Annotated in this window: 28 protein-coding genes and 1 pseudogene; 17 read left to right on the forward strand and 12 right to left on the reverse strand. The window is 69.8% G+C overall.

Annotation, left to right across the window (positions count from 1 at the left end; genetic code table 11):
* Nucleotides 1–631 (reverse strand): cytochrome c biogenesis protein CcsA (gene ccsA, locus APR04_RS19540; protein WP_253873333.1); only part of this gene is annotated, 631 nt, incomplete at its 3' end.
* Between the two features lie 276 nt (nucleotides 632–907).
* Complete coding sequence (locus APR04_RS19545; protein ID WP_253873335.1) at nucleotides 908–1324, reverse strand: hypothetical protein; 417 nt, start codon at nucleotides 1322–1324, stop codon at nucleotides 908–910.
* A 171-nt stretch (nucleotides 1325–1495) separates the two neighbouring features.
* On the opposite strand from APR04_RS19545, the gene APR04_RS19550 reads away from it, so the two are divergent.
* The 5 genes from APR04_RS19550 to APR04_RS19570 all read left to right on the forward strand — a co-directional run bounded on the left by APR04_RS19550 (nucleotide 1496) and on the right by APR04_RS19570 (nucleotide 5361).
* Nucleotides 1496–1942, forward strand: coding sequence for a hypothetical protein (locus APR04_RS19550; RefSeq protein ID WP_253873337.1), 447 nt, complete (start codon nucleotides 1496–1498; stop codon nucleotides 1940–1942).
* 215 nt (nucleotides 1943–2157) lie between these two features.
* The gene (locus tag APR04_RS19555) at nucleotides 2158–2814 is read left to right on the forward strand and encodes a C40 family peptidase (RefSeq protein ID WP_372496141.1); all 657 of its coding nucleotides are present in this window, start codon (nucleotides 2158–2160) and stop codon (nucleotides 2812–2814) included.
* A 128-nt stretch (nucleotides 2815–2942) separates the two neighbouring features.
* Nucleotides 2943–3644 carry a copper resistance CopC family protein gene (locus tag APR04_RS19560; protein WP_253873341.1) on the forward strand — a complete coding sequence of 234 codons (702 nt, stop codon included), beginning with the start codon at nucleotides 2943–2945 and terminating at the stop codon, nucleotides 3642–3644.
* Nucleotides 3645–3682: 38 nt separating this feature from the next.
* A complete protein-coding gene (locus tag APR04_RS19565; RefSeq protein WP_253873343.1) occupies nucleotides 3683–4663 on the forward strand; it encodes a cytochrome c oxidase assembly protein in 981 nt (326 codons plus the stop codon).
* 47 nt (nucleotides 4664–4710) lie between these two features.
* On the forward strand, nucleotides 4711–5361 hold the full coding sequence (locus APR04_RS19570; protein WP_253873345.1) for a TlpA family protein disulfide reductase: 651 nt from the start codon (nucleotides 4711–4713) through the stop codon (nucleotides 5359–5361).
* A 19-nt stretch (nucleotides 5362–5380) separates the two neighbouring features.
* Here APR04_RS19570 and APR04_RS19575 read toward each other — a convergent pair whose 3' ends face one another.
* Nucleotides 5381–6073: a cation diffusion facilitator family transporter gene (locus tag APR04_RS19575; RefSeq protein WP_308292373.1), complete on the reverse strand. Its 693-nt coding sequence runs from the start codon at nucleotides 6071–6073 to the stop codon at nucleotides 5381–5383.
* A 61-nt stretch (nucleotides 6074–6134) separates the two neighbouring features.
* Nucleotides 6135–6503 (reverse strand): ArsR/SmtB family transcription factor, encoded by a 369-nt coding sequence (locus tag APR04_RS19580; protein ID WP_253873349.1) that lies wholly within the window; start codon nucleotides 6501–6503, stop codon nucleotides 6135–6137.
* A 415-nt stretch (nucleotides 6504–6918) separates the two neighbouring features.
* Here APR04_RS19580 and APR04_RS19585 point away from each other — a divergent pair.
* From APR04_RS19585 to APR04_RS19600, 4 genes are all read left to right on the forward strand, one after another.
* A protein-coding gene (locus APR04_RS19585; RefSeq protein WP_253873351.1) for an IS5 family transposase occupies nucleotides 6919–7867 on the forward strand; the annotation gives its coding sequence in 2 pieces (ribosomal slippage) (nucleotides 6919–7287 and nucleotides 7289–7867; 948 coding nt in all).
* 415 nt (nucleotides 7868–8282) lie between these two features.
* Nucleotides 8283–9197, forward strand: a complete 915-nt coding sequence (locus tag APR04_RS19590; RefSeq protein ID WP_253873353.1) for a hypothetical protein — start codon at nucleotides 8283–8285, stop codon at nucleotides 9195–9197.
* A gap of 252 nt (nucleotides 9198–9449) precedes the next feature.
* Nucleotides 9450–10877 carry a recombinase family protein gene (locus APR04_RS19595; RefSeq protein ID WP_301312737.1) on the forward strand — a complete coding sequence of 476 codons (1428 nt, stop codon included), beginning with the start codon at nucleotides 9450–9452 and terminating at the stop codon, nucleotides 10875–10877.
* A gap of 93 nt (nucleotides 10878–10970) precedes the next feature.
* A complete protein-coding gene (locus APR04_RS19600) occupies nucleotides 10971–12305 on the forward strand; it encodes a recombinase family protein (RefSeq protein WP_253873357.1) in 1335 nt (444 codons plus the stop codon).
* Between the two features lie 512 nt (nucleotides 12306–12817).
* Here APR04_RS19600 and APR04_RS19605 read toward each other — a convergent pair.
* The 4 genes from APR04_RS19605 to APR04_RS19620 all read right to left on the reverse strand — a co-directional run bounded on the left by APR04_RS19605 (nucleotide 12818) and on the right by APR04_RS19620 (nucleotide 14669).
* A complete protein-coding gene (locus APR04_RS19605) occupies nucleotides 12818–13099 on the reverse strand; it encodes a hypothetical protein (RefSeq protein ID WP_253873359.1) in 282 nt (93 codons plus the stop codon).
* Nucleotides 13100–13308: 209 nt separating this feature from the next.
* Entirely contained in the window at nucleotides 13309–13692 is a 384-nt protein-coding gene (locus APR04_RS19610; RefSeq protein WP_253873361.1) for a DUF6221 family protein, read from the reverse strand.
* 169 nt (nucleotides 13693–13861) lie between these two features.
* The gene (locus APR04_RS19615) at nucleotides 13862–14158 is read right to left on the reverse strand and encodes a hypothetical protein (RefSeq protein ID WP_253873363.1); all 297 of its coding nucleotides are present in this window, start codon (nucleotides 14156–14158) and stop codon (nucleotides 13862–13864) included.
* A gap of 160 nt (nucleotides 14159–14318) precedes the next feature.
* Nucleotides 14319–14669 carry a hypothetical protein gene (locus APR04_RS19620; RefSeq protein ID WP_253873365.1) on the reverse strand — a complete coding sequence of 117 codons (351 nt, stop codon included), beginning with the start codon at nucleotides 14667–14669 and terminating at the stop codon, nucleotides 14319–14321.
* Between the two features lie 323 nt (nucleotides 14670–14992).
* Between APR04_RS19620 and APR04_RS19625 the strand changes: the two are divergent.
* The 8 genes and pseudogenes from APR04_RS19625 to APR04_RS19660 all read left to right on the forward strand — a co-directional run.
* Nucleotides 14993–15562: pseudogene (locus APR04_RS19625) on the forward strand (ATPase, T2SS/T4P/T4SS family); the annotation flags it as partial.
* Nucleotides 15563–15582: 20 nt separating this feature from the next.
* Nucleotides 15583–16692 carry a type II secretion system F family protein gene (locus APR04_RS19630; RefSeq protein WP_253873367.1) on the forward strand — a complete coding sequence of 370 codons (1110 nt, stop codon included), beginning with the start codon at nucleotides 15583–15585 and terminating at the stop codon, nucleotides 16690–16692.
* A 158-nt stretch (nucleotides 16693–16850) separates the two neighbouring features.
* Nucleotides 16851–17069: a DUF4244 domain-containing protein gene (locus APR04_RS19635; RefSeq protein WP_253873369.1), complete on the forward strand. Its 219-nt coding sequence runs from the start codon at nucleotides 16851–16853 to the stop codon at nucleotides 17067–17069.
* 3 nt (nucleotides 17070–17072) lie between these two features.
* Nucleotides 17073–17417: a TadE family type IV pilus minor pilin gene (locus tag APR04_RS19640; protein ID WP_253873371.1), complete on the forward strand. Its 345-nt coding sequence runs from the start codon at nucleotides 17073–17075 to the stop codon at nucleotides 17415–17417.
* Nucleotides 17414–17842 (forward strand): Rv3654c family TadE-like protein, encoded by a 429-nt coding sequence (locus APR04_RS19645; RefSeq protein ID WP_253873373.1) that lies wholly within the window; start codon nucleotides 17414–17416, stop codon nucleotides 17840–17842. The genes APR04_RS19640 and APR04_RS19645 overlap by 4 nt, the downstream gene beginning before the upstream one ends.
* 54 nt (nucleotides 17843–17896) lie before the next feature.
* Nucleotides 17897–18871 (forward strand): ABC transporter ATP-binding protein, encoded by a 975-nt coding sequence (locus tag APR04_RS19650; RefSeq protein WP_253873375.1) that lies wholly within the window; start codon nucleotides 17897–17899, stop codon nucleotides 18869–18871.
* Nucleotides 18868–19740: an ABC transporter permease gene (locus tag APR04_RS19655; protein ID WP_253873377.1), complete on the forward strand. Its 873-nt coding sequence runs from the start codon at nucleotides 18868–18870 to the stop codon at nucleotides 19738–19740. Before APR04_RS19650 ends, APR04_RS19655 begins: the two co-directional genes overlap by 4 nt.
* 3 nt (nucleotides 19741–19743) lie before the next feature.
* A complete protein-coding gene (locus tag APR04_RS19660; protein ID WP_253873379.1) occupies nucleotides 19744–19977 on the forward strand; it encodes a helix-turn-helix transcriptional regulator in 234 nt (77 codons plus the stop codon).
* A 72-nt stretch (nucleotides 19978–20049) separates the two neighbouring features.
* Here the strand turns inward: APR04_RS19660 and APR04_RS19665 are convergent, their stop codons facing one another.
* The 4 genes from APR04_RS19665 to APR04_RS19680 all read right to left on the reverse strand — a co-directional run bounded on the left by APR04_RS19665 (nucleotide 20050) and on the right by APR04_RS19680 (nucleotide 26964).
* Nucleotides 20050–22089 (reverse strand): CocE/NonD family hydrolase, encoded by a 2040-nt coding sequence (locus tag APR04_RS19665; RefSeq protein WP_253873381.1) that lies wholly within the window; start codon nucleotides 22087–22089, stop codon nucleotides 20050–20052.
* A 123-nt stretch (nucleotides 22090–22212) separates the two neighbouring features.
* Nucleotides 22213–24723 carry a DEAD/DEAH box helicase gene (locus APR04_RS19670; protein ID WP_253873383.1) on the reverse strand — a complete coding sequence of 837 codons (2511 nt, stop codon included), beginning with the start codon at nucleotides 24721–24723 and terminating at the stop codon, nucleotides 22213–22215.
* 78 nt (nucleotides 24724–24801) lie between these two features.
* On the reverse strand, nucleotides 24802–26364 hold the full coding sequence (locus APR04_RS19675) for a UDP-N-acetylglucosamine 1-carboxyvinyltransferase (RefSeq protein WP_253873385.1): 1563 nt from the start codon (nucleotides 26362–26364) through the stop codon (nucleotides 24802–24804).
* 51 nt (nucleotides 26365–26415) lie between these two features.
* Complete coding sequence (locus APR04_RS19680) at nucleotides 26416–26964, reverse strand: methylated-DNA--[protein]-cysteine S-methyltransferase (RefSeq protein WP_253873387.1); 549 nt, start codon at nucleotides 26962–26964, stop codon at nucleotides 26416–26418.
* Nucleotides 26965–26982 lie beyond the last annotated feature (18 nt).

Here is a 26982-nt window from a genome sequence, read left to right on the forward strand (position 1 = left end):
TGAGCCGGAAAGACAGCGCCTCCAGCGCGCCGGCGGTGGGGAGGTTGTCCAGCCAGCGCCACCCGGGGCGTCCCACGATCGCCCCACCGCTGTCACGCGAGTCGCGCAGGAGCTGCAGCGAGGAGGTCAGGAAGCTGACGGTGAAGATCCCGGCGGCGCCGACGGCGACGCCGACATGGATGACCAGCCAGTAGGACTGCAGGGCGGGGAACAGGCCGGTGGCCGGGGTGTAGAACGCGTTGACGGCCAGCACCAGGAACAGCGTCGCGATGCCGGTGACGAAGGTTCCCAGGAAGCGCGCGTCTCGGCGCAGGTTGAGCAGGACGAACGCGAGCAGTGACGCACAGGTACCCACGAGCGTGAACTCGTACATGTTCGACCATGGTGTGCGGCCGGCCGCGACGCCGCGTAGCACGATGGCCGCGATGAGCAGGCTCGTGGCCAGCCACGTCGTGGACACGCCAACGGCCGCGGCGCGCCGGGGCGCGACCACCGCTGACGCGCCGGTGAAGGCGGGTGCTGCGCGGTGCTCGGCTTGCCGCGAAAGGTCGATCGCGAACGCGATCAGCGCCACCACCAGAACGGTGGCCGCCGACCAGACAAGGAGCACGCTCAGAGCAGAGATCTCCATCGAGGGGGTCCCTTCCAAAGATCAGCCATGTCCGACGCCGGAGGTGGGACAGGCGATGTAGTCATCAACGGCGCGCCGACCGGCAGGGGTGAGTTGTCGCAGGGGCGCGCAGAGGGCTTGCGACGGCATGCCGACGTTCGGGGAATCAGGCAGAGATGAGCCACGATTCCGGCCTCACGCCGACGATGCGGTCGCGGCCAAGCCGCCACGGGGTGCGGGAGCGGCTACGGGGTCAGCGATGTGGGAGAGCGTTCACCATCGAACGGCTCGCCGTGTCTACCGTCGACACACACCCCACGACAACGGGTTCGTCGACGTGAACGGAGCGACATCACGCATCACCCAGGTCGGCCACGCGGACGCAGGGACGCGTCGGTGCAGCCGGTGCAGCGGCGCACCCCGCCCGGCAGCGAGGAGGACTCCGGCAACCACAAGCGCGCACAGGCACAGCAGGCTGATCGTGTCGTGGGCATGCGTCCCGGCGCCCGGAGCCGGATCATGGGCCGAGACGGCGCTGTCGCCGCCGAGCCACGCCACCGGTTCCGCGCCCAGCTCAGCCGTCATCGTTGCTGCCGTTGGGGCGGAAGACTCTCCCGCCGTCGCACCGAGCACACCGGTCAGCGCCAGCAGCACGATCACGAGCACGCGCTGCACGGCGCTCGAGCCTGCTCGACGTCGGACCGGGACACTCATAGTGGGAGCATCCTAAAGGCACAGCCTTGACGCTCCGACCGAGGCGCGAGATCCCAGCACCTATGGGGTTGCGCGCTGTCATACGCCCCGGCCAGGTCGTCATGGGCGGAAGGTCGCATCACCGCGCCGTGTTGCCAGGCACCGTGTCCGCTCCGTTACTGTTGGCTCGCCATGAGCCTGACACGTCACCTCCGTTCGCTGCTCGCCGATCCCCGGCGAGAGACTGCGAGCGTCCTGACCGTCATGTTCCTGGTGCTCGCGGTCGTCAGCGTGCATGTCCTGTGCAACGTGCACCTGGACGAACCAGCTCAGAGCACGGGGCACTCGCACCAGGCCCCCGTGCCGGACGCAGAGCAGGAGTCGGCGTCCGCGCCGACGTCCCTCATCGAGGCAGCTCCCGCACCGCTGGGTGGCGGATCGCACGGCTGCTCCGATCACCACTCGGCGATCGCACAGTGCGACCCGGTCACCCCGACCTCGCCGGGGCCCGCCGTGGCGCCGGCTTCCAGCGTGCAATGGCTGGTCTCGGATCTGGCGCACTCGGAGCGCGCGGCCCGGCACATCGGCACGCTCGCGGCTGCGCCGTCGTTGACTGCGCTGGGGATCTCCCGGACGTAGACCACCACACCCCGTCGGCATCACCCCCTTTGGGTGTCGACCGGATTCGCACGCCCTGATCCGGGGCTGCACGTGTGGTTCTACTCCGATCCGAAAGGTCCCCCGCTTTCATGGAGCCCAGCTTCAACCTCACCTCGCCCACTTCCGGTCGTGGTCGTCATCGGGCGGTCCGCCGTCCCGTCCTGGCCACGGTGGCCCAAGCAGCATCCGAGCACGTGAGCGCGTTCGCCGGTCGCACCGCCGTGGTTGCCGCGGCCGGTTCCGGCGTGCTGCTGTCCCTGGTGGCCGCGCCCTCCGCGCAGGCCGCACCGGCCACGGAGCTGAGCACCTCGCTGGCCGGCAAGCCCGTCCAGGGCACACTCGACTCGGCAAGCCTCGACGCCCTGACCTCGCAGGCCCGCCAAGCGGTCGCCGCGGCCCCTGTCGTGACCGTCGCTCCCGATGCGGACCTTAAGGTCGAGAAGACTGCCGTCTCGGTAACTTCCGCTGCGGAGAACGAGGAGTACCGGGCACAGGTCGCTGCCGAGGAGAGCGCCGAACGGGGTTCGGCGGTGGTGTCGATCGGGATGCGGTATCTCGGGGTGCCGTACCTGTGGGGTGGTTCAACCCCGGCGGGGATGGACTGCTCCGGGTTCACCTCGTACGTGTACGCACAGGTCGGGATCAACCTGCCACGGACCTCGTCCGAGCAGCGCTACGCCGGACCCGAGGTGCCCGCCTCCCAGGCACGGCCCGGTGACCTGATCTGGTCGCCCGGACACATCGCGATCTACGCCGGAGACGGCATGCAGATCGAGGCCCCGGTCCCGGGCCAGACCGTGCGATACACCAGCATCTGGCAGTCCAACCCGACGTTCATCCGCGTCGGCTGACCTGGCCACCGGTGAGGGGCCCCAAGGCCCCTCACCGGTCGCACGGCCTTGCTTCCTGGACGCGATCCAGACGGTTGGCGCCCCGTCGGGCGCGGACCCGTCATGCCCACATCCTTGTGAAAGACACCATGCACATCCACCACACGGCACTGATCCCATCTCACCGGCCACGAACCGGGCTCCGGCAGTACACCCGGCGTGCCGGGGCAGCCGCGCTCTTCGTGATCGGTCTGCTCCTGCTCACCGCGCCACCTGCGACAGCCCACGACCGACTGCTCTCCTCGGCCCCGGCGGACGGCACCACGGTCACCGCCCTGCCGCCCGAGATCGTCCTGACGTTGTCCGAGGCCCCGTTGGCTACCGGCGCGCAGGTCGCGGTCACCGCGACGGACGGATCCATGCTCTCCACCGGCCCGGTCAGCGTCGAAGAGGCAACCGTGACCGTCCCGGTGACCGGGCAAGGACCAGCGGGCACGTACACCGTTGCCTGGCACGTCGTCTCCTCCGACGGGCACCCGATCGAGGGCGCGGTGGAGTTCGCCCTCGAACCCGCCACGCAGGCGTCACCGTCGCCAACCGCCGACCAAACCGAGCAGAGCGAGTCCGCCGCCGCCGGCCCGGAAACGGCCAGCGACGAGTCAGCGCCTTCAGCCACGCAAGGGCTCGCGGCCCCGGTCGACTCGCACGACAACGGCAGGACGACCGACCCGCTCGTCGTGGTGGCGGTCGGCATCGCCCTCGCTGTGGTGATCCTGATCGTGATCACCTTCGTCACCCGACGACGCGACGACGCACCCGAGTCCGGCCGCAGCACCGACACGCTGGAATGATCCCAGCCAGTGCCCCAGCCGGGACGATGGCTCAGGCGATGACCGGACAAGTCGCCGCTGTCGCGGCCCACATTGACGGTCCGGTCTGGATTCCCACTGATCCGCCCTCGTGGGAGACGTATCTGGCGCCCACCATCCAGCCGATCCCGGTGATCCCGATCATCGGGCTCGCCCTGGCTGCTCTCTATCTGGCCGGAGCCGTCCGGGTCTGGACCACCGGTAGGCGCTGGTCGCCGTGGGCGACGCTGTCGTTCCTGACCGGGTGCGCGGTGCTGGTGGTCGTCATGGGCGCCGGGGTGGAGGGCTACGGGCTCGAGATGTTCTCCGTGTTCATGTTCCAGCAGCTGACCCTGATGATGGCCATCCCGCCCCTGCTCGTGCTCGGCCGGCCCGGCACGCTCCTGCTGCGCGCCGTGCCCCACCACGGCTTCGGCAGGACGGTGCTAGTCGCAGCGCGGTGGGGGCTGCGTTCCGGAGTCGGGCGGGTGCTCCTGCACCCGGCACTGATGATCCCGGTGTTCCTGCTGTGCTTCTACGCGCTCTACTTCAGCTCGCTGGCCGGGCGCCTGCTCAGCACCTGGACCGGCCACCTCAGCCTGGAGCTGCTGTTCCTGATCGCGGGAATCCTGTTCACCGTTCCGGTCCTGTCCAGGGACCCTCTGCCCAACCCGCAGGGGCACCTCGGTCGAGCGGCCGACATGTTCATCGAGATGCCGACCCACGCCTTCTTCGGCGTCATCGTGATGATGTCCACCACCCCGATGGTCAGCGCCTTCACTCACCCGCCGCAGTCCTGGGGAATCGACGTCCTGGCCGACCAGGTCACCGCCGGGGGCCTGGCCTGGTCCTACGGCGAACTGCCCGCCCTGATCGTGCTGCTGATCATCTTCGTGCGCTGGCGCAAGGACGAGTCCCGGCAGACCGCCGCCGCCGACCAGCACACCCTGCACGGAGACCCGGAGCTGGACGCCTACAACGCGTATCTCCAGCAGCTGGCGGAACGTGACCGGCGATCATGACCACCGGCGATATGCGAACCAGTCGAACCTCCAGGAGGGGCACACCTATGAGCATCGTGGATAACCCGCCGCGTGGGGCGAAGACACCGGGGAACCTTCGACATGGTCCTGCGGTGGTCGCGTTCTGCGCGGGCCTGATCCTGCTGCTTGCCGGGTGTGCGACGGCGGCGCAGTCGGGTGCGGGCCAGGTCGCCGACCAGGGCTTCGTGTCCGGCGACGGTTCGGTGCGAACCTGGGACCTCGGTGACCGCGACGGTCCCGTCCGCGTGACCGGGACCGCGTTCGACGGTCAGGAGATCGACACGGACGACTGGGATACCGACGTTCTCATACTGAACACCTGGTACGCCGCGTGCCCGCCGTGTCGCGCGGAGGCACCGGACCTGGTGGCTGTTGCCGAGCAGTTCGAGCCGGACGGCGTGCGGTTCCTAGGGATCAACACCGAGGACGAGGTGCCGACCGCCGAGGCCTTCGAGCGGACCTTCGCCGTCCCCTACCCGAGCATCGGGGACCGCAGCGGCCGGGTCGTCGCCGAGCTCAACGGCGTCGTCCCGCTGCAGGCGGTCCCGACCACGGTCGTGGTCGACAAGGACGGGATGGTGGCCGCACGCGTCATCGGCCAGATCGAGCGGTCCACCCTGGAGAGTCTGGTCGAGGATGTGCTGGCCGAGGACGAGCCCACCGGCGCTGGTTCGTGAGAACCCGTCGATGACGTCGCTAGTCCCGGTTCGTCGGCGTGCAGCATCCATCGGCGCAACCCTCGGACGCACCGGCTCCCGAGGTTACGGCCCCGGGCGTAATGGCCTCGGTCGTGCTGGTACCGGTGGTGACCAGGGCGCTGACGGGGCTGCAGCAGGCATCGCCTCGCCAGGCCTCGATGCCTTCCTTGACGGCGACTCCCGCGATGACCAGCGCTGCCAGGGGATCGGCCCAGGTCCACCCGAGGGTGGAGTTGAGCAGCAGACCGACCAGGAGCACCGCGGACAGGTAGGTGCACAGCATCGTCTGCTTCGAGTCCGCGACCGCGGACGCCGAGCCGAGCTCGCGCCCGGTGCTGCGCTCGAACCAGGACAGGAACGGCATGACCACCAGGCTCACCGCCGCCAGCACGATCCCAACCGTGGAGTGATCGGGCTCGGCCCCACCCAGGAGGGTGCGTGCGGCGTCAACCGTGACGAAGAGTGCCAGGCCGAAGAACGACAGCGCGATGACCCGCATGGCAACGCGCTCACGACGGTGCGGATCGGGGGCGGCGAACTGCCACGCGACTGCGGCGGCCGACAGTACCTCGACGATGGAGTCCAGGCCGAAGCCGACCAGCGCGGCCGATGATGCCATCCGTCCGGCCGTGATGGCGACGACTGCTTCGATGACGTTGTAGGTGATCGTCGCGGCGACGATCCACCGCACCCGGCGCTCCAGCACCGATCGGCGGGCGGCTCTCAATGGGCGGGGCCAATACTGATGGTGGTCATGAGCAGGTGCATCCCTCGGGTGAGCAGCAGGTCGGGTCGACGGTCACGACCAGCTTGAGCAGGCCGTCCAGCGCCGGGGCCAGGTGCGGATCGGCGAGGCGGTACCAGGTGCGCCGCCCTTCCGGAATGGCCTCCACCAGCCCGCAACCGCGCAGGCATGCGAGCTGGTTGGACATCACCTGCCGCGAGACCCCCAACGCAGTGGCCAGATCCGACGGGAACGCCGGCGCCTCACGCAAGGTCAGCATGATTCGCGCTCGCGTCTCGTCCGACAGCGCGTGTCCCAGCCTCGCCAACGCCGCGGTGTGCGTCAGCGTCACCGTCTCGCCGGTCGCCAGCCCCATCGGGGCACCGCTCTTCTCCATGCCGCCAGACAGTACACGATCTCGTGTACTGTCTGGCGGCATAGGTAACCACGAGCAGAGCTCCCGGGCCGTCGGGAGAACGCCAGCCGGGCGGTTGCCGGCTGATCCGGACCGAGACGATTCCTGACACGGTTCGTGACACGGTTGCCGTCGTGACACGCGAGCTGACACGGGTGTTGCGCCTATGAACGCCCGCGCTTGCCGATGATTGCCCACCCATGTGAGGCTGGGCCTACGTCGCTCAGAAACGGCGAGATTCCGCCGTCTATGACGCCCATCAGGGCGAACGCGACCGCCACATCAGTCGGCTCTGCGGACGTCGAAGAGTTTCGCTTCACCGAGAAGAGGTCGGGGGTCGAATCCCCCTAGGGCGTGTCTCCCATATGTATGGTGAGGTGCGCGGCAGACTCGGGACGTGACGTCTTCGCGGTACCAGTTGCTGACCGATGAGCAGTGGGAACTGATCGAGCCCCTGCTCCCGTCGAACACGGGCCGGCGCGGACACCCGTTCTGGAACAACCGGCGCGTGGTCGAAGGGATCGTCTACCGGTACCGGACCGGGATCCCGTGGCGGGACCTGCCGGTCGAGCACTTCGGATCCTGGCGCACGGTCTGGAAACGACACCGCCGGTATGCCGGAGACGGCACCTGGGACAACGTGCTGTCCCGGCTGCTTGCTCAGGCCGACACGGACGGGAAGATCGACTGGACCGTGTCGGTGGACGCCACGGTCAACCGGGCCCACCAGCACGGCACGAACACCACGCGCCCCGAGCAGGACACAGGGGGCGGTCTCGAACTACACGAACCTCCCCACTGACTTCGTCCACAGCCCGCTGGGCGGAGACCGCGAACCGGCAGGTCACGGCATCGGTCGCTCCCGTGGCGGGCTGAGCACCAAGATCCACCACGCGGTCGACGGACGTGGCAGGCCGCTGGCCGCGGTGGTCACCGGCGGGCAACGTAACGACGGCGCGATGATGCTCGAGGTCCTGGCCGACATCCGCGTCCCACGCACCGGGCCAGGACGACCACGCACCCGCCCCGAAGCGGTACTCGCGGACCGGGCCTACGCCACCGGCCCGATCCGCAAGCACCTACGCGGGCGGGGCATCAAGACCGTGATCCCCGAGAAGAAGGACACGACCGCCGCCCGCAAACGCCGCGGCTCGGCCGGCGGGCGGCCACCGGCCCTGGACACCGAGCTCTACAAACAGCGCAACGTCGTGGAACGCTCCTTCGCCCTGACCAAGCAATGGCGCGGCCTGGCCACCCGCTACGACAAGCTCGCCACCACCTACCGCGCCGCGACCATCCTGTCCGCCTGCCTCATCTGGTCACGCCATATAGGAGACACGCCCTAGCTCCACCCGGTGAAGGCCGCTTAACTGCTCGAAAGAGCAGGTTAGCGGCCTTCGGCTTTCCTCGCGGGAGTGTCCTCGTGGTCGCGTTCGGTTCGACGACCCCTGACACTGGCTCTGTTTTGCGGGACACACCTGGGCTGACATGGGCAATGTCGGAGGGTCCTGCTAATTTTAGAGAGAGGTAAGGAGCTCGGGATCGGACCTGAGCCACCACCGGTTTCTTCTCTTCGCGGCATGGAGTGCGGGCCTGTACCTGCGCCACCGCCGAGCCTCCGATCTTGTCTGCTTGCGGGCGTACGCGTGCGCCCGCCGGAAGGATGTCTTTGCGATGACGATCTATTCTCAGCATGCCCATCGTGGGAAGGCCCAGGTCCTGGCCACCTATCGCGGTCCCGACGGTGTGGTGTCAGCGACGGTGACCAGCATCGAGTCGACCGAGCTGGCAGCGCCAGTCGTGGACGCGCTCAACCGGGTCTCGGCGGCCGCGACGGTGCCGGTGAGCGTGTACGACGAACGTGGTGAGACCAACGAGATGTACCCGATCGGGCATCTGGCCGCTCTGACCGATGTGGCAGCACGTGCGGACCTGCTCACCACGACTCACAGCACCTGGTACGCCATGGCGACGTGGTTGCTGCACAAGGCGCTGACTGACCTTGACCATGCCCTGCTGACCGTGCCGGCGCCTGTGCGTACGGCGCTGCAGGCCGAGCTGGAGACCGATGCCAAATGGCTGCGGTTGGCTTTGGCTGAGTACACGGAGGGCGACGATCTTCCGCAGGATGACGATCGTCGGGTGTGGGACTTTGGCGAGCAGTTCGTCGCACTGGTCGAGGACGGCCTGGCGGACCGTGATCGGGAGATGCTGGACCGAAATGAAGCGTCTGCCACGCCCCAGGAAGTGACGGAGGCTGCCCACGATTTGCGAGTGCTGCTGCAGGCGCGTGCCCGGTCGTCTGAGCCCGATGTGGAACTGGACCTGTTCGGACCGGTCGTCAGTGTCGACCCCACGTTCGCGATCGACGTGCCGGACGACGAGGAGCGGCTCGAGGTCTCGGTACACGTGCCGGTGCTCGACCCTCGGTGGCGGCGAGGGTGGGAGATATCGCTGCAGCGGTGGGTCGACGACGAGTTCGACGAGGACGGGTTCGCGACCGCGTCCCACACCGAAGAGGTGCTGTGCTGTGAACTCGAAGAGCGCCCTGAGCTTGCTGACGTCCTCCAGTTGCTCAACCAGGCTCGTACCTCGCTCACGGACTGGGCGGGCACCGCGATCGGCGAGGTTCTCCAAGGCACGCGCTTCGTCGTGACGCGGCGAGCGGAGAGCTAGCCGACCACGCCACAGCAGACACTGCCTGCTGGCCAGAAAAAACGAAGACCCCGGGCCTGGAATCGTCAGGGCCTGGGGTCCTCGTGTCCTGCCGTCGGGCGGCGACCGAGCTCAGGCCAGCGGCTTGGCGGACTGGCTGTCGGCGCGCGGTGTCGAGTCGGGTGTCCTGCGCGGCGCGATAGTCGGCCCCTCGCCGGTTGCGTGTTCGCACCGACCGCATAGCGTGGCCGCACCTTGGAGGACGGGATTCATATGGTGTCGGCGGCGGCGGTGTATGTGCGGATCTCGCAGGACCGCTCAGGTTTGCAGGCGGGTGTGCTGCGGCAGCAGGAGGACTGCCTGGACCTGGCGGCGCGGCTGGGTTTCGAGGACCCCGTCGTGCTCGCCGACAACGACATCTCGGCCTATGACGGCGGCAGGCGTCCCGGGTATGAGCTGTTGGTGGAGCAGATCCGTGCTGGGGTCACGACCGTGGTCGTGTGGCACGTTGATCGCCTGTACCGGCAACCGCGCGAGCTGGAGGACCTGATCGGGCTGGTCGAGCGGCATCCGGTCCGGATCGAGGCGGTCCGGGGTGGGGGCCTGGACCTGAACACGGCTGAGGGGCGGTTGATGGTGCGGCAGCTGGTCGCTGCGGCGGCGTACGAGTCGGGTCACAAGTCCGACCGGATCAAGCGCACAGCCCGCCGCGAGGCCGAGCAGGGTGCCTGGCACGGCTCAGCCCGGTACGGGTACGGTCCCGGCGGCGTGCTGATCCCCGAGGAAGCGGCCGTGGTCCGGCAAATGGCTGACCGGTTCCTGGCCGGCGAGTCGCTGCGTTCAATCGCCCGCTGGCTGAACACTTCCGGGATCGCACCCGGTCGGGCGGGGACCGGTACAGCTGGGATCTGGTACCCGTACACGGTCCGCAGCGTCCTGGCCTCGGCACGGATCTCCGGGCAGCGCGCCTACGCCCCCGGCCGACGCGCGGACCCTGTCGATGGTAGGGAGATCCTGGGGCCGGGTGACTGGGAGGCGATCATCACCCCGGAACAGACCGCCCGGATCCGAGCGATCGTGGCCGACCCGTCCCGCCGCCCAGCACGCCCCGCGGTGTTGTCACTCTTGGGCGGGATCGCCAGGTGCGGCAAGTGCGGCGCGGGGCTGACCATCGTGAAGCACACCCCGGCAGCGGGTGGGACCGCGACTCTGCGGTACGCCTGCCGATCAGATCTCTCCAGGCCCGAGCGTGGAGGAGTGACCATCGGCGCGGCCCACCTGGACGAGCACGTCACGGCCCGGGTGCTGCACCGGCTTGCGGCCCCGCGTACCTCGGCGCGTGCCGGCTCGACCACGGCAGTACTCGCACAGATCAGCACTCTGAACGCTCGCCTGGCGGAGATCGACCAGGACCGCCAGGACCGGCTGATTTCGGTCCGGGAGCACACCGCGGCTCGTACGGCCGCGCGAGAAGCCCTGGCTGCGGCCGGAAGGGCTCTGGCGGCCGTGACCGGCGGAGCGGTCGCGTTGCACGGTGCACCCATCGGCGACCGATCCGGACTGGAGGTGTGGTGGGAGTCGCTGGACGTGCCCGGTCGTCGTGCGGTGATCAAAGCCTTGACGAATCGAGTGATCGTGGGACCAGGCCAGCGCGGACGCGGGTTCGACTCCCGCCGGGTGCGAATTACCTACTCCCGCTGAGTCTCCGGGCGCCGGCGCCTGCCCGTCCATGCGCGGCAACTATGGCGTTCGGTCGGAACGACGTTCTGACCGGTGCGGCCTCTGATCTGGCATGTGACCCATTCAGAACCAGCCCTTCTCTATCTACGGATCTCGGTTAACCGGACTGCGGAGCACGCGTCTATCGACCAGCAGCGCGACGACTGCCTCAGGCTCGCAAAACGGCTGGGCCATACCCGCACGATCACGTTCATCGACGAGGCGGTCTCCGCATACCAGGAACGCGCCCGGCCCGCTTACCGCCGGCTCCTGGACCACCTGGCACGACGCGTGGGTACTGCGACTGTGATCGTGTGGCATCTGGATCGCCTGTACCGGAGACCGGCCGACCTAGAAGAGCTGCTGGACCTGCTTGACACACGAGCAGCGCGAGTGGAGACCGTTCAGGGTGGTGGCTTCGACCTCAACACCCACGAGGGCCGCCTGTTCGCCCGGCAGCTGGTCGCGTTCGCGAACTACGAATCCGCACACAAAGGAGCTCGTGTCGCCCGAGCCCAGCAGCAGCGCGCCGCCCAGGGGTTGCTGCACGGCGGGAGCCACTACGGCTACCGCGACGACGGCACCCTGCATCCCGTGCACCGCCCGGTCTTGCGACGGATCATCGAGGACTACCTGATCGGGGTCGGTGTCTCATCGATCGCCAGGGAGCTCACCCAAGCCGAGGTCCCAACCCCGACCGGAAACACCGTCTGGGGGTACACGACGGTGCGAGCGATCCTGGCCAGCGACCGGCTTCACCAACGATCCCGGTCCCATCCCGGGCGGTGGAGAAGCGTCGTTACCCCTATCGAGTCGGCGTTGATCCGGGCACAGCTGATCGCACCCCGCAGCGACGCGGCACGGTCCTCGAGCAGTCTCCTGGGTGGGATCGCCCGCTGCGCAGCATGCCGTACCCGAATGGTGACCGGTGTGAACAGGCACGCTCGGCGTCGGTACTTCTGTCCAAACGTGCGCACGTGTTCGGCTCGCGCCCGGATCGACGGCGACCAGCTCGATGCCATCGTTCACGAAGGCCTCCATGCTGAGCTCAGCAGCGGTCAGCAAGCGGTCGGTCTGCTCTGTGACACCGACGAACTGTTGAGCACCCTGGAGAACGCAACGGCAGACCTGAACGGCCTGGCTGAGCAGTACGGGACCGCGCGGTTGACCCGCGAGGAACTGCTTCAAGCGCGGACTGTGCCGTTGAACAGGATCGAAAGTTGCGTCGAGGAGCTGTTGCGTCATCGCCGAGCTCGGATACTCCAGTCCGATCCCGAGGTCCTGCTCGTGACTGGGCAGATACAGCTGTACCGGCAGCGAGCGCTCGTCGATGCGATCTTTGCTGAGCTGCTCGTGCATGCGCACAGTACCGGGGCCCGGACACGGCTCGATGTTGTATTGAGGATCTGACCTGCGGACTTGTCTGGCAAGCGAGCCGGGGTAGTGCTGTCAGATCCGACACGTGGTAACCCCGCAATTCCGGCACACTGACGTGTGCGCGGCAGCAAGCCAGGGGATATGGCTGGTGTCACCTGTCCGTGCAGCAGTCCCGACCAGCACGAGACGATGGTGCGTTGCGGAACATACCGCAGCTGCAGCTCGACGCCACAGAATCTCAATCGCCCTCGGTTCTGTTCCGTCTTCTAAGCGGGTTCCGGTGAAGGCTCGGGACTGAGCGTAGGCCGTCTCGACTTCGATCGGGACGGAGTGGTGGAGGGCTTGGTCCAAGCGCTGGTGATTCTTTCAGCGGACCCTGTCCATGGTCGCGTATTCGACCTCGGCTACCGAGGGCCAGGCGGGTCGGGCGTGGACCAGCTCGGTCTTGTAGGGGCCGTTGACGGTCTCCGGCCAGAGCGTTGTCGTAGCTCGTGCCACGATGCGGACCGAAGACCTGCCGCTGGAAGCACCCAAGCCGGTCCTGCTCACCACCGCTCGTTATCCGTCTGGCGGCCCTCGTGCCGGTCCAGGTTGTGGTCAGTCATCTCGGTGGTCGCTTCCCACTCGCTGGTGTGGTCGGGGCCGGTGAACCCGCATGCAGCACAGCGGACATGGTGCACGGTCGTGCCGTCTTCTAGATTGGTCGGAATGACACGTGCGGTCTCCAGGCGTTGACGCTCTGGCGGCCCGTGACGTGTGCCAGCCGCATTATGCTTGGCGCAGATGGGGCAGGCATCAGGATCTTCCCCGTCGAAGACTGCGGGCATGACGACGCGCACCTGCCTGCCGCATAGCGCGATGGCCGACGTCGCGGTTCCCTCGAGGTACACGGGCGCGGTAGGCCGCCTGAACCGAGGACTCGGCACGGCGTGGACAGGGCCCGGTTCGTCGGGAACTACCGGTTCTGGGGGCGCGCCCAACGCCAGTCGCTTCATGCCGTACCGGGCGTAGGCGGCGCGAACGAGCAGTTGCCTGTTCACGGCCGCCATTCCTCGTCGTAGTCCGGGTGGTTCGCGTACGTGAGAGCGAGGGCGCGTACGGCAATGCGCAGCCCGTCTTCGAGACCAGCACGTCGCTGCTCCGGAAGGTCGAGCTCCGCATCGTGCATGCCGATGATCGCCCGCTTCGCTTCGCACTCGGCGAGAGCTCGTCGCGGCGAGACGCCTACCATCCAGGTGCCCGTCGGGTGTAGAGCTGTTTCTCGTCGTTTCCACCACGCCGTGAGTTCAGCGTCACTGTGCCCCAGCTGGTCCTGGTGTGCAGCACGCAGCTCAGGGTCGCTCGGAGCCGACTGCTCAACCGCTTGTGCCGCTGCCTCATCCTCGGCGATGCGCGCCTCCAAGAACTCGATAAGAGTCATACGGCGCATCATGCCGCTTCTGTTCTGATCTCGCCGTAGGCGCACCGCGATCGCCGACGGCGGAGAATGTGGGACACAAGATGTTCGTCCGCTCACTCTTCAAGAGCGAGAACGCGAAAGGTACGAGCAGACGCAGAGTCGCGTGAACCCGCGCTAGCTAGGCGAACACTCATGGCTTGCGCTCGCCGAAGCGGGTGAGGGTGCCGTCGTCGATGCCTGCGCCAGTGTCGGGTTTGGGGCCTTGGAAATGGGGGCGGAGTGGTTCTATGCGGTGGTCGATCTGGTCGGCCGCCGCCCGCCGCACTACCCGAAGAAATTTCAGTGGTAAACCCTGCGCTTGCGGCACATTGGCTCCGGGGACAGGTGTGCAGGCCTGACGCTCAGAGAGTCCGAGCAGAAAATCGTCCTGTTCGGGTGGCACCGCGACGTCTGCGACGTCTGGCTGCAGCGCCTGGCTGGGCGTCACCCAGCGGCGCGCGGCCCGCGAGCACTACGCCGAGCGGTTGGAGGAGTTCCGGGAGCTCGCTCCGGACGTCGAGGCGCCGGACGTGCCGGAAGCGGGGGCGCAGCAGGGGAGCAGTGTGCGCCCGGTTCACCCGCTATGGGACATAGCGGCAGTATCGGCCTTACGCGTCGGAGTCCTTCTCTACGACGGCAAGCCGCCCGCCGGTATCCCCCTCGCTGTACCGCCACAGGGGCATCGGCAGGTTCGGGTCGCTGTGCGGGCCGCGCAGCATCCGGTAGCCGCCCTCGGCCCGCTTCCAGAGCCCCGCCTCGACGAGCCGGTCGATGTCTGCGGCCATCGCCTCCACGTTGACGCGCAGCTCGGCCAGCCCTTCGTCGGTCACGAAGCCTGTCTGGCCCGCCTTGGACGTCCACGAGCCTGCCCGGACGAACAGCCCGAACGCTGCCAGCCCGTCAGGACCGCGCAGCGGCTCAAGCTCGTTGATTTCGTGATGCCAGTCGAACGTACCCATGCACGTGATCCTGGCACACGCGGGCCCTCGAAGGTGCGCCCACAAGCTAGACGCCCGCTTGATCCAGGGGGGATGGAGACTGCTGCACGGATAGGTAACAACTGACTGGTGGTGCCGACCGGCATCGCTGGAAGGATGTTCAACCTGCCCGTACCCCACCCCACCCCAAAGAGTTCCGTGACGACGTCGTGGCGCGTGGCCATACTCCGACCAGCCAGATCGCGCAGGACTTCGGGATCAGCGAGTCCTGCTTTCTGCAGCAGCTGAAGACTGATCTCCCGCCTCACCAGCCCGGATACTGCTGTCACATCTGACACGTGGTAAAGACCACGCTGCTCGCCGCACTGCTCTCCCTGGTTCCCCACGACGAGCGTGTGGTGACCGTGGAAGAGGCGCGCGAGCTGCGGCCCGCGCACCCGCACGCTGTGCACCTCGCTGCCCGACGTGCCAACGTCGAGGGCGCCGGGGCGGTCGACCTCGCGGACCTCGTGCGGAACGCGCTGCGCATGCGGCCCGACCGGATAGTGCTCGGCGAGTGCCGGGGTGCCGAGGTGCGCGAGGTCCTCATGGCGATGAACACCGGGCACGACGGCGGGTTCGCGACCCTGCACGCCAACGCCGTCGCCGTCGTGCCGGCCCGGCTGGAGGCGCTCGCAGGGCTCGCCGGGATGACTCGTGAGGCGGTGGCCGCCCAGGCTGCCGGGGCGCTGGACGTCGTGCTGCACCTCCGGCGGTCGCACGGTGCTCGCTACCTGGCGGAGATCGGGCTGGTGGGGCGTACACCGGGCGGGGAGCTCGCGGTCCGGACAGTTGCACGGTGGGACGGCAGCGGCGGCTGCGAGGTCGAGCCGAACGGGTGGGCCGAGCTGGCGGGCAGGTACGGGCCGTGGTGAGGGCGACGGAGTCACTCGGGGTGGGGCTTCTGGTCGCGATCGGTGCCTGGCTGGTGCTGGCGCGCGGTGGGCGCCGCCTGCGGGACGTGCTCGATGCTCAAGGCCAGGGGCTCGGGGCAGACCGCGGAGCGCCGGCCGGTGCGGATCTGCGGTCTTACGGCTCGTCGACGGCACGGCAAGGTCGCAGGCTCCGCGCCGGACGCGGTCCTGGCAGCGACGTCCGGGTGGTCGTGATGCAGGTGGTCGCCCTGCTCAAGGCCGGCTCGTCGCCCGGACTCTCCTGGTCCCGCGCAGCAGGTGTCGGCGCTGATCTCATGGGCGTCCCGGACGTCGAGGGGCTCACCAGGGTGCTCGGGGCCCGGCACGCGGAGGCTGTGGTCGCGGCGACCCGGCTCGCGCTCGATGTCGGCGCCCCGCTCGGGCGGGTCCTGGAACAGGTCGCCGGAACGCTCGTCGCGGAGGCCGAGTCGAGGGCGGAGCGGGACGCGGCGCTCGCTGGTCCGCGGACGACCGGACGGCTGCTCATGTGGTTGCCGATCGCAGGCGGGTTCCTCGGGTGGGGGCTCGGCGCCGACCCGGTGGCCACGGCGACGGACGGCGGCGTCGGCACCGTGGCGGTGAGCCTGGGGCTGGTGCTGCTCGTGACCGGTCGGGTCTGGTCGGACCGGCTGGTGGTTGCTGCCCGAGGTGCCGATCAGCCCGGCGTGGACATCCAGGTCGTGCTGGAGCTCGTGGCTGCCGCCGTGCGCTCCGGAGCCGGCGTGCCGAGGGCGCTGGAGGCGACAGCTGCGGCGGTCGGCGGACCTGACGGTGCGGTGCTGACCCGGGTCGCCCACGCCCTCGTGCTCGGAGCGGCCTGGGAGCGTGCGTGGGCCGACACCCCGGCGGCGCTGGAGCCGATGGTCCGGGCGCTGCGCGGCGCCTGGCTGGACGGCGCAGCGCCGGGCGAGGCGCTCAGGGCTGCCGGCGAGGAGGTGCGGCATGAGCGGAGGGGCGCGGCCAGAACGGCTGCCGCTCGGCTCGGCGTGCGGCTCGTGCTCCCGCTGGGCATGTGCTACCTGCCCGCGTTCGTGCTGGTGGGCCTGGTCCCCGTGCTGCTGGCGCTGGGGATCGACCTGCTCGCCGGCTGAGTCCGCTGCGCTTGCCGCACCGCGCAGCACAGAGAACTTCGGCGTGCTGACGTACGCCGACGCCGTCCGCCGCCTGGCGGTCGGGGCCCGCTGGAGCGGGCCGTACACGGGCCCGCGTGCGGGCTGGGATGCCCGGAAACGGGCGGAGACGAGGAGACATGACGATGACGACGGCGGTGGCCTGCCCCGACCCGGAGGACCGGTCACAGGTGGAGGTCGACGAGCGCGAGTCGGAGAGAGGGCTGGCGACCGCCGAGTATGCGATCGCGACGCTCGCTGCCGCAGGGTTCGCCGGTGTGCTGCTGGCCATCCTGAAGGGCGGCGACGTGAAGGCGATGCTGACGTCGCTGGTTCAGTCGGCGCTCTCGATCGGCTGACTCATGGCGGAGCGTGAGTCGGAGCGGGGGACGGTCACGGCAGAGCTGGCCATCGGGCTGCCCGTCGTGATCCTCGTGCTCGCCGCCGTGCTCACCCTCGCGGCCGCGTCCACGGCACAGATGCGTGCCATGGACGCGGCCCGTGCGGGGGCACGGGCGGTAGCGATCGGAGAACAGGAGGCGGCGGTGAGCGCGGCAGTGCTGAGAGTCGGCGGCCCGGAGGCCGAGCTGGCGCTCACGCACGACGGTGAGTGGGTCCGGGTGACCGTCACGCGGCCGGTGGCGGGTGGCTGGCTGGCCGGGCCGCTGCGGGCTACGGGGACGGCGGCGGCATGGGTCGAGCCGTGAGCACCGGACGGCGTGCTTCCGAGGCTGTTTCCGAGCGTGCTTCTGAGCGTGCTTCCGAGCGTGGCGCCGGCACGGTCCTGGTCCTCGGGGTCGTCGCAGCGGTCCTGCTGCTCGCGGTCGGGATCGCGGCGCTCGGCGCCGCCCAGAACGCTCGCGGGACGGCGCAGGCCGCAGCCGACCTCGGCGCCCTGGCCGGCGCCACCGCACTGCGCGACGGGTTCGATCCGTGCGGCACGGCCGGTGGCACCGTGAGGCGCAACGGGGCCGAGATCGCGTCGTGCGAGGTGTTCGGCGGAGGCGTGGTGCGCGTCGTGGCGACGAGGGAGGTGAGCGGTCCAGGAGGGGCGCTGGGTGAGGCCAGGGCGTCCGCGCGGGCGGGGCCGCGGGACGGCGGACCACCGACACCGAGAGCAGAAAGGGGATGACATGCGTCCAGTATGGCTCGTAGTATTCCTGCTATGAAAAGTACGGAGGATGCAATGGGTGCACAGAAGGCGCCTCCGCCGTCGGGCGACGTAGCGCTCGACGTGCGTGACCTACGGATGCGATACGGGACGAAGGACGTGCTTACCGGGGTGTCGTTCACGGCGCACCGGGGCGAGGTGCTCGCCCTGCTCGGGCCCAACGGCGCGGGCAAGACCACGACCATCGAGATCCTCGAGGGCTTTCGCATGCGGTCGGCCGGCGAGATCTCGGTGCTCGGTGAAGACCCCGCGCATGCCGGCGAGGCCTGGCGGGCGCGGCTGGGCGTGGTGCTCCAGTCGTGGCGGGACCACAGCAGGTGGCGGGTGCGAGAGCTGCTCGGATACCTCGCCCGGTTCTACGCGCCCTACGCGACCGCCGACGTCGTGCGGCCGTGGGACGTCGACGAGCTGATGGACGTGGTGGGGCTCACGGAGCACGCGAGAGCCAAGGTGCAGACGCTGTCGGGCGGACAGCGCCGGCGTCTGGACGTGGCGATCGGGATCGTCGGGCGGCCGGAGCTCGTGTTCCTCGACGAGCCGACGGCGGGGTTCGACCCGCACGCCCGGCGGGAGTTCCACGACCTGGTGCACCGCCTGGCCGACTTCGAGAACACGACGGTCCTGCTCACCACGCACGACCTCGACGAGGCCGAGAAGCTGGCCGACCGGATCCTCGTGCTCGACGGGGGCACGATCGTCGCCAACGGGTCGGCCGACCAGCTCGCCCGCGAGCTGACCACCCAGGCGGAGGTGCGCTGGACGTCGGACGGACGCCGGCACGTCCACGCCGTGACGGAGGGCGACCCCACCCGGTTCGTCCGCGAGCTGGTGACGAACGACTTGGGCGTCACGGAGCTCGAGGTGAGGCGCGCAAGCCTCGAGGACACCTACATGTCGCTCGTCCACAGGGCCGAGGCGGATCAGCCGGATCGGAGCGCCGGCCCCGCGCTGACGGGCCCGTCCGAGCAGACCGAGGAGGTGCAGTCATGACCGCGACCACAACCACACGGACCGACGCACGATGGGCGGCCGTACGGGCGGGCCTCTCCCGCGGCTGGCTCGAGACCAAGTACTCGATCCAGGAGCCGGGCGACGTCGTCTGGATCGTGGCGTTCCCTGTCATCTACATGGTGGTCCTGCTGTTCATGCGGGGCAGCACAGTGCCCGGAACCGACTTCGCACTGGGTGCCATGGTGCTGCCTAGCCTGGTCGGCATGTCGATCGGGTTCGGCGGGCTGACCGGGCCCGCCAGCACCATCGCCGTCGACCGCGAGGACGGGACGCTGTTGCGTGCCAAGGCCACGCCCAACGGGATGGTCGGCTACCTCGTCGGCAAGATCCTCTTGTTCGCGCTGACCACCCTCGTGAGCCTCGTCGCGCTGGTGATCCCGGCCTTCACCGTAGCGGGAGACCTGCGGCTGGACGCCCGCACAGCGCTTCTGCTGGTGCTGATCTTCGTGGTCGGGATGGTCGCCACGGTACCGATCAGTGTCGCCCTCGGGTCGCTTTTCAAGACGGCATCCCAGACCGGGATGCTGTTTCTCGGGTCGATGCTCCTGATCGTCCCCTCGGGGATCTTCTATCCGATCACGGCACTTCCCGAGTGGCTGCAGTGGGTCGGGCAGGCGTTCCCGTACTACTGGCTCGGGCTCGGTGCCCGGTCGGCGATGCTCCCGGAGAACATGGTCACGGCCGAGATCGGCGAGTCGTGGCGCACGGCCGAGATGTTCGCGGTGCTCGGTGCCTGGGCGGTCGTAGGTATGGTGCTCGCGCCGATCGTGCTCCGCAGGATGGCCCGGCGGGAGTCGGGCTCCACGGTGGCAGCGGCGCGGGAGCGCTACATGAGCAAGGGGTACTGAGTGGTGGCAGAGCAGTCCGACGTCGTCCACAACCGCATAGCGATGCTGCGTGCCGAACGCGGCATCTCGCGGCGTGAGCTGGCGGAGGCGCTCGGGGTGCACTACCAGACCGTCGGGTACCTCGAACGAGGCGAGTACAGCCCGTCGCTGTACCTCGCGCTGCGGATCGCCGAGTACTTCGACGTCGCCGTCGAGGTGGTGTTCTCGACGAGCCCGTTCAAGCGGCTGGGCGAATAGTGGTTGTGGGCGCGATGGTTGCGCGTCTGTGTCCCTGACAGGCGCAATGATCGCGCCCACAACCAAGGTGGGTCAGCGCGGGACGATCACCGACCGTTCCGGGAGCAGCGACTCCCGGCTCACCTCGTTCACGGACGGCACCAGGCTGCGGGCCGGCGCGAAGCTCGCCATCGGCCCGGACACCGGCAGGCGCAGGCTGGTCCTGCGGAGGTCGATCGAGTACTGCGTCGCGGCGCGGTCCACGGTCACTGTGGCGCCCCGGTCAGTACCCATGATCACGAGCCCCAGCTGGTGCCCCGCAGGCACCACGACGTCGTTGGTCTGCATCTCGACGGTCAGGGTCTGGGTCCCCGCGCCGTCGAGCCGGGCCCAGCCGCGCCCGAGCACCTGCAGCTCGGTGGACCCGATGTTCCGGATGACGTCGCGGTAGCAGGCGTCGTCTATCCCGGCTGACTCCCCGTAGCACGACTCGGTATCGAGCGTGGTGGCCCCGTCGCCCGCTGCGAGCACCCGGTCCAGCACGCCGTAGTCGACGAGCCCCACGGTGATCTGCCCGGTCGGCGCCCCGTGGGTCACGGTGGTCGTCACCGCCGCAGCCCCCGACAGACGCAGGTCCGACGTCAAAGTCCCGGTGCGGAACAGCAGGCGGTTCGGGTTGGCCCCCGCGGTCAGGGCGGCATTGAAGTTCTGGCCAGGAGCGTTCACCCAGCCGACGTCGGCTGCCCGGCCGCGGGCGCCGAGCGCGAGGCTGCCGTCGGCGCCGGGCCGCAGCCGCGCCGTGCGGTCGGTGACCGGCCAGGTGTCCGAGGTGACCACCTCGTTCGGCGCCACCTCGACCCGTACGGCGGGCTCGTCGGTGATCCCGTTGTCCACGCCGAGCAGCTCGTGGTCGAACCAGCGGTGCAGCGTCTCCACCCACTCGGCGCGATCCGAGTCGAACGGGTCGACGTGCCCGAGCCGTGTGAGCCAGAGCTTGCGCTCCACGCCCTGCTCACCGAGCGCCGTCCACCAGCGGGAGAAGTTCGGTGTGTCCACGTTGGTGTCCTGTGCGCCGTGCACGACGAACACGCTGGCCGTCACCTGCGACGCGTCGAAGACCGGGCCGGAGCGGTAGTCGCGTTCGTCCCAGAAGGAGTTGTGCGCGCCGGACGCGTCGTCGGCCGCTGCGTTCAGCGCCTCCGTGATCGACGCGCAGTCCGTCGGGACGTGCCGGTTCCTGGCCACGTAGCTCATCAGGAAGCGCGGGTAGTTCGCCGAGAACGGCAGGCCCTGGGCGCGGTCGTAGTCGTACCAGGAGCTGATCGCACCGATCGGCACGATCGTCTCCAGCCCCTCTGCCCCGGTCGCGGCCACGCCGTTGGCGAGCGTCCCGTCGTAGGACTTGCCGAGCATTCCTGTCTTTCCGGTGGTCCAGTCAGCGACCACCGGCTCTCCGGTGGCCGGGTCGACGGCGCTCGCGTTCCCGTTCAGCCAGTCCACGACTGCCTTGACGGACAGCACGTCGGAGCGTCCGCCGTGGTCGGTGCAGCCCGTGGACCACCCGGTCCCGGCCATGTCGACCGCCACGTACGCGTACCCGCGGGGCACGAAGTAGTTGTCGTAGAAGAGCGGGAACAGCGTGGGGTCGCCCGTCTCGTCGTACTGCTTGAGCTCGCTCTCGTTGCCCCGGCCGCAGCAGGCGTAGTACGGGCTGGCGTCCATCACGACGGGCACCTCGGCGACGCCGTCGAGCTCGGCCGGGCGGATGATGTCGGCTCGGATCTCCTCGAGGTCGCCGTCGCCGTCGAGGTCCGGTGCGATCACGCTCACCGACTCGCGGATCGCCCCGGCGTAGTCGTAGACGGCCTCCGTAGCGCCGTCGTCGCCAAGGACATAGGCGTTCTCGCCGGCCTCGCCCTCCGACCCGGCCTCGCCCTCCGACCCGGCCTCGACAGCCGGGCCAGGCTCGACCGCCGCGACGCGCTCCGCCACGGCGGGCGGTACCGCGCCCGCAGTGGCATCAGTGGAGGGGGCAGCGCCGGCGGGGAGCGTCCCCGCCGTCAGTGCGAGCCCGGTGAGTGCGGAGACGACGAGTGCGGCGACCCGCTTCGCCCGGACGTGGTGGACTCGCATGGCGTGCTCCTTCGCGACGGACGGCCTGGCCACAGGCACCGTATCGACTGGATGCCGCCTGGGGAATACCGTCGCGTTACCTCCCGGTAAGAATTTCTTGCCCGATCGCCCGCCTCGCTGCGGTCAGCGGGCGTCGGTGAGTGCGACGGCCTGCGGGTCGTGGGACAGCACGGCGTCCAGGAGCCGCACCGCCGCCGCCTTGTCGAGCGGCGCGTTGTACGAGCCGCACTTCGGCGACTGCACGCACGCAGGGCACCCGTCGGCGCAGGGGCAGGCTGCAATCGCGTCGCGGGTGGCGCGGAGCCAGGTCGCGCCCAGGTCGTAGGCACGTTCCGCGAAGCCCGCACCGCCCGGATAGGCGTCGTAGACGAACACCGTGGCCTCGCCGGTGTCCGGGTGCAGCTCGGTCGACACCCCACCGAGGTCCCAGCGGTCGCACGTCGCGAGCAGCGGCAGCAGACCGATCGACGCGTGCTCGGCGGCGTGCAGCGCGCCGGGCGTCTGCTCGGGGGAGATGTCGGCGGCGCGTAGCACGAACTCGGGTACCGACCACCACACCGCGACGGTGCCGAGGGTGTGCTCTGGCAGCTCGAGCTGCTCCGTCCCCAGCACCTGCATGTCCGGGACGCGGCGCCGCTGAAAGCTCACCACCTGCGACGTCACCTCGACCGGGCCGAGACCCCACGTGACGGGCCCCCACTCCTGAGTGACCAGGTCGTGGCCGGGGCCGTCCCCGCCCTGCGCGTCGACGACGGCGCCGGACTCCTCGGCGTCCTCGCCCCACCCTTCGATGGCCACCGACATGACCGAACGTGACCAGGTGCCGTAGTCGAGCCTGCGCCGCTGCACGACGGCGGTGTGGTCGGTGAGATCGAGGTGTGCCACCACGTAGGTGGTGCCCTGGTGCACGTAGACGGCGCCGTCGTGGACCTGGCCGTCCGCCGACGCCGCGTCGACGGTGCCCAGCATGCGACCGGTGCCCTGCTCCACCACACGCACGGGGGAGCCGCCGGCTCCGCGCAGGTCGGTGAGGCCCGCGGCGGACTGGTGATGTGTCCAGTACCACCCGGACGTCCGACGCCGGAGCGCACCCCGGGCGACCAGCACCTGCAGGATCCCGCGCACGTGGGCGGGATCGCCGAACGCCGCGAGGTCCTCCGCGCGCAGCGGCGCCTCCTGGGCCGCCGCGCACAGGTGCGGTGCGAGCACGTGCGGGTTCGCGGGGTCGAACACCGTCGCTTCGAGCGGGGCGTCGAACACCGCCTCGGGGTGGGTCACGAGGTAGGTGTCCAGCGGGTCCTCGCGCGCGACGAACGCGACAAGGCCGTCCGCGCCCGCGCGCCCCGCCCGGCCTGCCTGCTGCCAGAGCGACATGCGCGTGCCCGGCCACCCGGCGATGAGCACCGCGTCCAGACCGGAGATGTCCACGCCGAGCTCGAGCGCGTTGGTCGTCGCCAGGCCGAGCAGGTCACCGCTGCGGAGCGCCTGCTCCAGCTCGCGGCGTTCCTCCGGGAGGTAGCCGCCCCGGTACGCGGCGATCCGGCGGGCGGCGTCGGGGGCGGCGTGCCGCAGGTGGTCGCGGGCCTGCTGTGCCACCGATTCCGCTCCGCGGCGGGACCGGGTGAACGCGAGGCTGCGGGCGCCGGCCGCGGACAGGTCGGCGAGCAGGTCGGCGACCTCCGCGGTGGCGGACCGGCGGGGATGCTCCGGCGGGGCCTCGGTGGCGACGGCCTCGGCCTCGGGGTCGGCGTCGGCCGGTGGGCGCCAGCTCGTGATCTCCGGGGGTTGCCACAGCACCACGGTGCGGCGTCCGGCAGGGGAGGCGTCCTCGGTGACCGCGGTGACGTCGTCGGGCGCTACGCCGATGAGGCGGGCCGCGCTGACCGCGGGCTCCGCCGTCGTCGCCGAGGCGACGACGAACGTGGGCGAGCCCTCCCCGTACCGCGCGGCGAGGCGCGCGAGCCGGCGCAGCACCAGGGAGACGTGCGCGCCGAAGACGCCGCGGTAGGCGTGCCCCTCGTCGACGACGACGTAACGCAGCCCCTTCAGGAGCCGCGACCAGCGGCGGTGGCTCGGCAGCAGCGAGTAGTGCAGAAAGTCCGGGTTGGTGAGGACGACGTCGGCGTGGTCCTGCACCCAGGAGCGCTCCTCGCGCGAGGTGTCGCCGTCGCACGTCGCGACGCGGACGTCCCGGGTTCCGGCAGCGTCGAGGACGCGTTCGAGCGCACCCAGCTGGTCGGCGGCCAGCGCCTTGGTGGGGCTGAGATAGATCGTCGTGGGGCGGACGTGCGCCGACTCGATGTTGCCTGGGTCGAGCGTGGCGGCCGCCGCTGCGGTCCGGACGGCGGACAGCGCCGGCAGCCAGAACGCCAGCGACTTGCCCGATCCCGTGGACGTCGCGAGCGCGGTGTGCCGGCCCTGGTGGACGAGGTCGGCGGCCACCGCCTGGTGCGTCCACGGCCGGTCGACGCCGAGCCGCCGGTACCCCTGCACCACCGTCGCGTCTGCCCAGCGCGGCCAGTCCACGTGCTGCGCCGTGCGCTCCGGGAACGTGCGGGACGCCGTCAGCCGCTCGGCGCGCGCGCCGCCCGCGAGGAGCACGTCGAGAAGCGGGTGGAGGGGGGCGTCGGACACGCTGGACAGTCTCGCACCCGGAGCCCCGGGACCGGAGCGACCGCACGGGTCGCTCCTGTCCCGGGAGTCCCTCCGAGGTCAGTCGCGGAAGGTCTCGATCCGCGCGCCGAGCTCGATGAGGCGCTCGGCCAGCTGCTCGTAGCCCCGGGCGATGATGTCGACGTCGCGCAGCACCGACGTCCCCGTGGAGGCGAGCATCCCGAGGAGGATGACGACGGCCGGGCGCAGGGCCGGGGGGCAGCTCACCTCGGCGCCGCGCCAGCGCGTCGGGCCGGTGACCTGGAGCCGGTGGGCGTCCATGAGCTGCACGTCCGCGCCGAGACGGGTGAGGTCGGTGAGGTGGATGGCGCGGTTCTCGTAGACCCAGTCGTGGATGAGCGTGCTGCCGGTGGCCCGCGCCGCGATAACGGCGAAGAACGGCAGGTTGTCGATGTTCAGACCGGGGAACGGCATGGAGTGGATCTTGTCGATCGGGGCGCGCAGCTCGCTCGGGTGCACCGTGACGTCGACCAGCCGGGTGCGGCCGTTGTGCGCCAGGTATTCCGGGGTGATCGTGTGCTTCTGGCCCATCTCGGCGAGAGTGGCGAGCTCGATCTCCATGAACTCGATCGGCACCCGCGACACGGTGATCTCGGACCCGGTCACGATCCCGGCGGTCAGCAGGCTCATCGCCTCGACCGGGTCCTCGGAGACCGTGTACTCGACGTCGGTCTCGAACCGGGTCCTCCCGTGCACGCGCAGCGTGGTGGTGCCGATGCCCTCGATGCGTACGCCCAGCAGCTCCAGGTAGAAGCACAGGTCCTGGACCATGTAGTTGGGGCTCGCGTTGCGGATGGTGGTCACGGCGTCGCGGCCGGCGGCAGCCATCAGCGCGTTCTCGGTGACGGTGTCGCCGCGTTCCGTGAGGACGATCGACAGGTCGCCGGTGCCGGGCGTGGCCGTCGCCTGGTAGTGCCCAGCGGTCGCGACGACGTCGAGCCCGAACGGGCGCAGCGCGATCATGTGCGGCTCGACGGTGCGCGTCCCGAGGTCGCAGCCCCCGGCGTACGGGAGCTCGAAATGCGGCTCGAGCCCGAGCAGCGGGCCGAAGAACATGATGATCGAACGGGTCCGGACCGCGGCGTCGACGTCGATGGCCGCCAGATCGAGCGACTCGGGGCGGACGATCTCGAGGTCGCGACCGTTCGGGGCCCACGTGGCGCGCACGCCGATGGAGCGCAGGACGTCGAGGATGCGGTCCACCTCGACGATCCGGGCGACGTTGCGCAGCACCGTGCGACCGTGGTTGAGGAGCGACGCGCACAGCAGCGCCACGGCGCCGTTCTTGGACGAGTTCACCTCGATCGTGCCCGAGAGCTGGTGCCCGCCCTCGATGCGAAGGTGGGTTCGCCTGGCGGCGCCGGCGGTGATGAGCTCTGAGTCGAGAGCGGCACTGATCCGGCCGATCATCTCAAGGCTGAGATTCTGTGCACCCTGCTCGATCCGGTGCACGGCGCTCTGGCTCGTGCTCAGCCTCTCGGCAAGCTGCGCCTGGGTGAGGCCACGGTGCTGACGCGCACCGCGAACCAAGGAACCTACCTGTGCGGCGTCCACCACGGGAATCGATCCGGTGAGTGGGCGGTCGGGGCTAGCGATAGTCACAAGGACGACTGTAACTCATATGTGAGATACGGCTATCCATGGTTGCCGACGTCACAGGTCGAAGAGCGTGGGCTGCTCCAGGTAGACGCCCTCCGTCGCCAGCATGCGCAGCTTGGTGCGCGGGCCACCGCGGGCCGAGAACCCGCCGACTCGGCGGCCGGCCGCCAGCACGCGGTGGCACGGCACGATCGGCGGGAACGGGTTGCGGCCCATCGCCTGCCCGACCGCCTGGGCTGCTCCGGGTGCACCGAGCTCGGTCGCCACCTCGCCGTACGTGCGGGTCTCGCCCGGCGGGATGGCGCGCACCACCTCGTACACGCGGCGGTCGAAGTCCGGGACGGCGCTCATGTCCAGGTGGATCTCGGCGAGGTCCCCGACGCCGTCGTCGAGCAGGCGGGTCAGGGCCGTGACCGCCGCGGCAACAGGTGCCGGCGACGCCTCGACGGAGCCCGGGTACCAGCCGCGCACGGCGCCACGGACCTGCTCGGCGCCGCCGTGGGGCAGTGCAGAGCCGACGATCTCCGCGTTCTCGTTCCAGACGAGCGCGCACTCACCGATCGCCGTCGGGATCACCGCGAACTCGAGCGTGTTGCGATCCATGCGCCACACCATAGGCCG

Source organism: Promicromonospora umidemergens, from assembly GCF_024171995.1.
Taxonomy (GTDB): Bacteria; Actinomycetota; Actinomycetes; order Actinomycetales; family Cellulomonadaceae; genus Promicromonospora; species Promicromonospora umidemergens.

What these genes read in the sequence shown, in the direction of transcription:
- APR04_RS19680 (WP_253873387.1), bottom strand. Translation starts at nt 26,964, where the DNA reads ATGGATCGCAACACGCTCGAGTTCGCGGTGATCCCGACGGCGATCGGT.
- APR04_RS19565 (WP_253873343.1), top strand. Translation starts at nt 3,683, where the DNA reads ATGACCGGACAAGTCGCCGCTGTCGCGGCCCACATTGACGGTCCGGTC.
- APR04_RS19580 (WP_253873349.1), bottom strand. Translation starts at nt 6,503, where the DNA reads ATGGAGAAGAGCGGTGCCCCGATGGGGCTGGCGACCGGCGAGACGGTG.
- APR04_RS19655 (WP_253873377.1), top strand. Translation starts at nt 18,868, where the DNA reads ATGACCGCGACCACAACCACACGGACCGACGCACGATGGGCGGCCGTA.
- APR04_RS19550 (WP_253873337.1), top strand. Translation starts at nt 1,496, where the DNA reads ATGAGCCTGACACGTCACCTCCGTTCGCTGCTCGCCGATCCCCGGCGA.
- APR04_RS19620 (WP_253873365.1), bottom strand. Translation starts at nt 14,669, where the DNA reads ATGGGTACGTTCGACTGGCATCACGAAATCAACGAGCTTGAGCCGCTG.
- APR04_RS19640 (WP_253873371.1), top strand. Translation starts at nt 17,073, where the DNA reads ATGGCGGAGCGTGAGTCGGAGCGGGGGACGGTCACGGCAGAGCTGGCC.
- APR04_RS19570 (WP_253873345.1), top strand. Translation starts at nt 4,711, where the DNA reads ATGAGCATCGTGGATAACCCGCCGCGTGGGGCGAAGACACCGGGGAAC.
- APR04_RS19665 (WP_253873381.1), bottom strand. Translation starts at nt 22,089, where the DNA reads ATGCGAGTCCACCACGTCCGGGCGAAGCGGGTCGCCGCACTCGTCGTC.
- APR04_RS19595 (WP_301312737.1), top strand. Translation starts at nt 9,450, where the DNA reads ATGGTGTCGGCGGCGGCGGTGTATGTGCGGATCTCGCAGGACCGCTCA.
- APR04_RS19560 (WP_253873341.1), top strand. Translation starts at nt 2,943, where the DNA reads ATGCACATCCACCACACGGCACTGATCCCATCTCACCGGCCACGAACC.
- APR04_RS19610 (WP_253873361.1), bottom strand. Translation starts at nt 13,692, where the DNA reads ATGACTCTTATCGAGTTCTTGGAGGCGCGCATCGCCGAGGATGAGGCA.
- APR04_RS19650 (WP_253873375.1), top strand. Translation starts at nt 17,897, where the DNA reads ATGGGTGCACAGAAGGCGCCTCCGCCGTCGGGCGACGTAGCGCTCGAC.
- APR04_RS19605 (WP_253873359.1), bottom strand. Translation starts at nt 13,099, where the DNA reads ATGCCCGCAGTCTTCGACGGGGAAGATCCTGATGCCTGCCCCATCTGC.
- APR04_RS19635 (WP_253873369.1), top strand. Translation starts at nt 16,851, where the DNA reads ATGACGATGACGACGGCGGTGGCCTGCCCCGACCCGGAGGACCGGTCA.
- APR04_RS19545 (WP_253873335.1), bottom strand. Translation starts at nt 1,324, where the DNA reads ATGAGTGTCCCGGTCCGACGTCGAGCAGGCTCGAGCGCCGTGCAGCGC.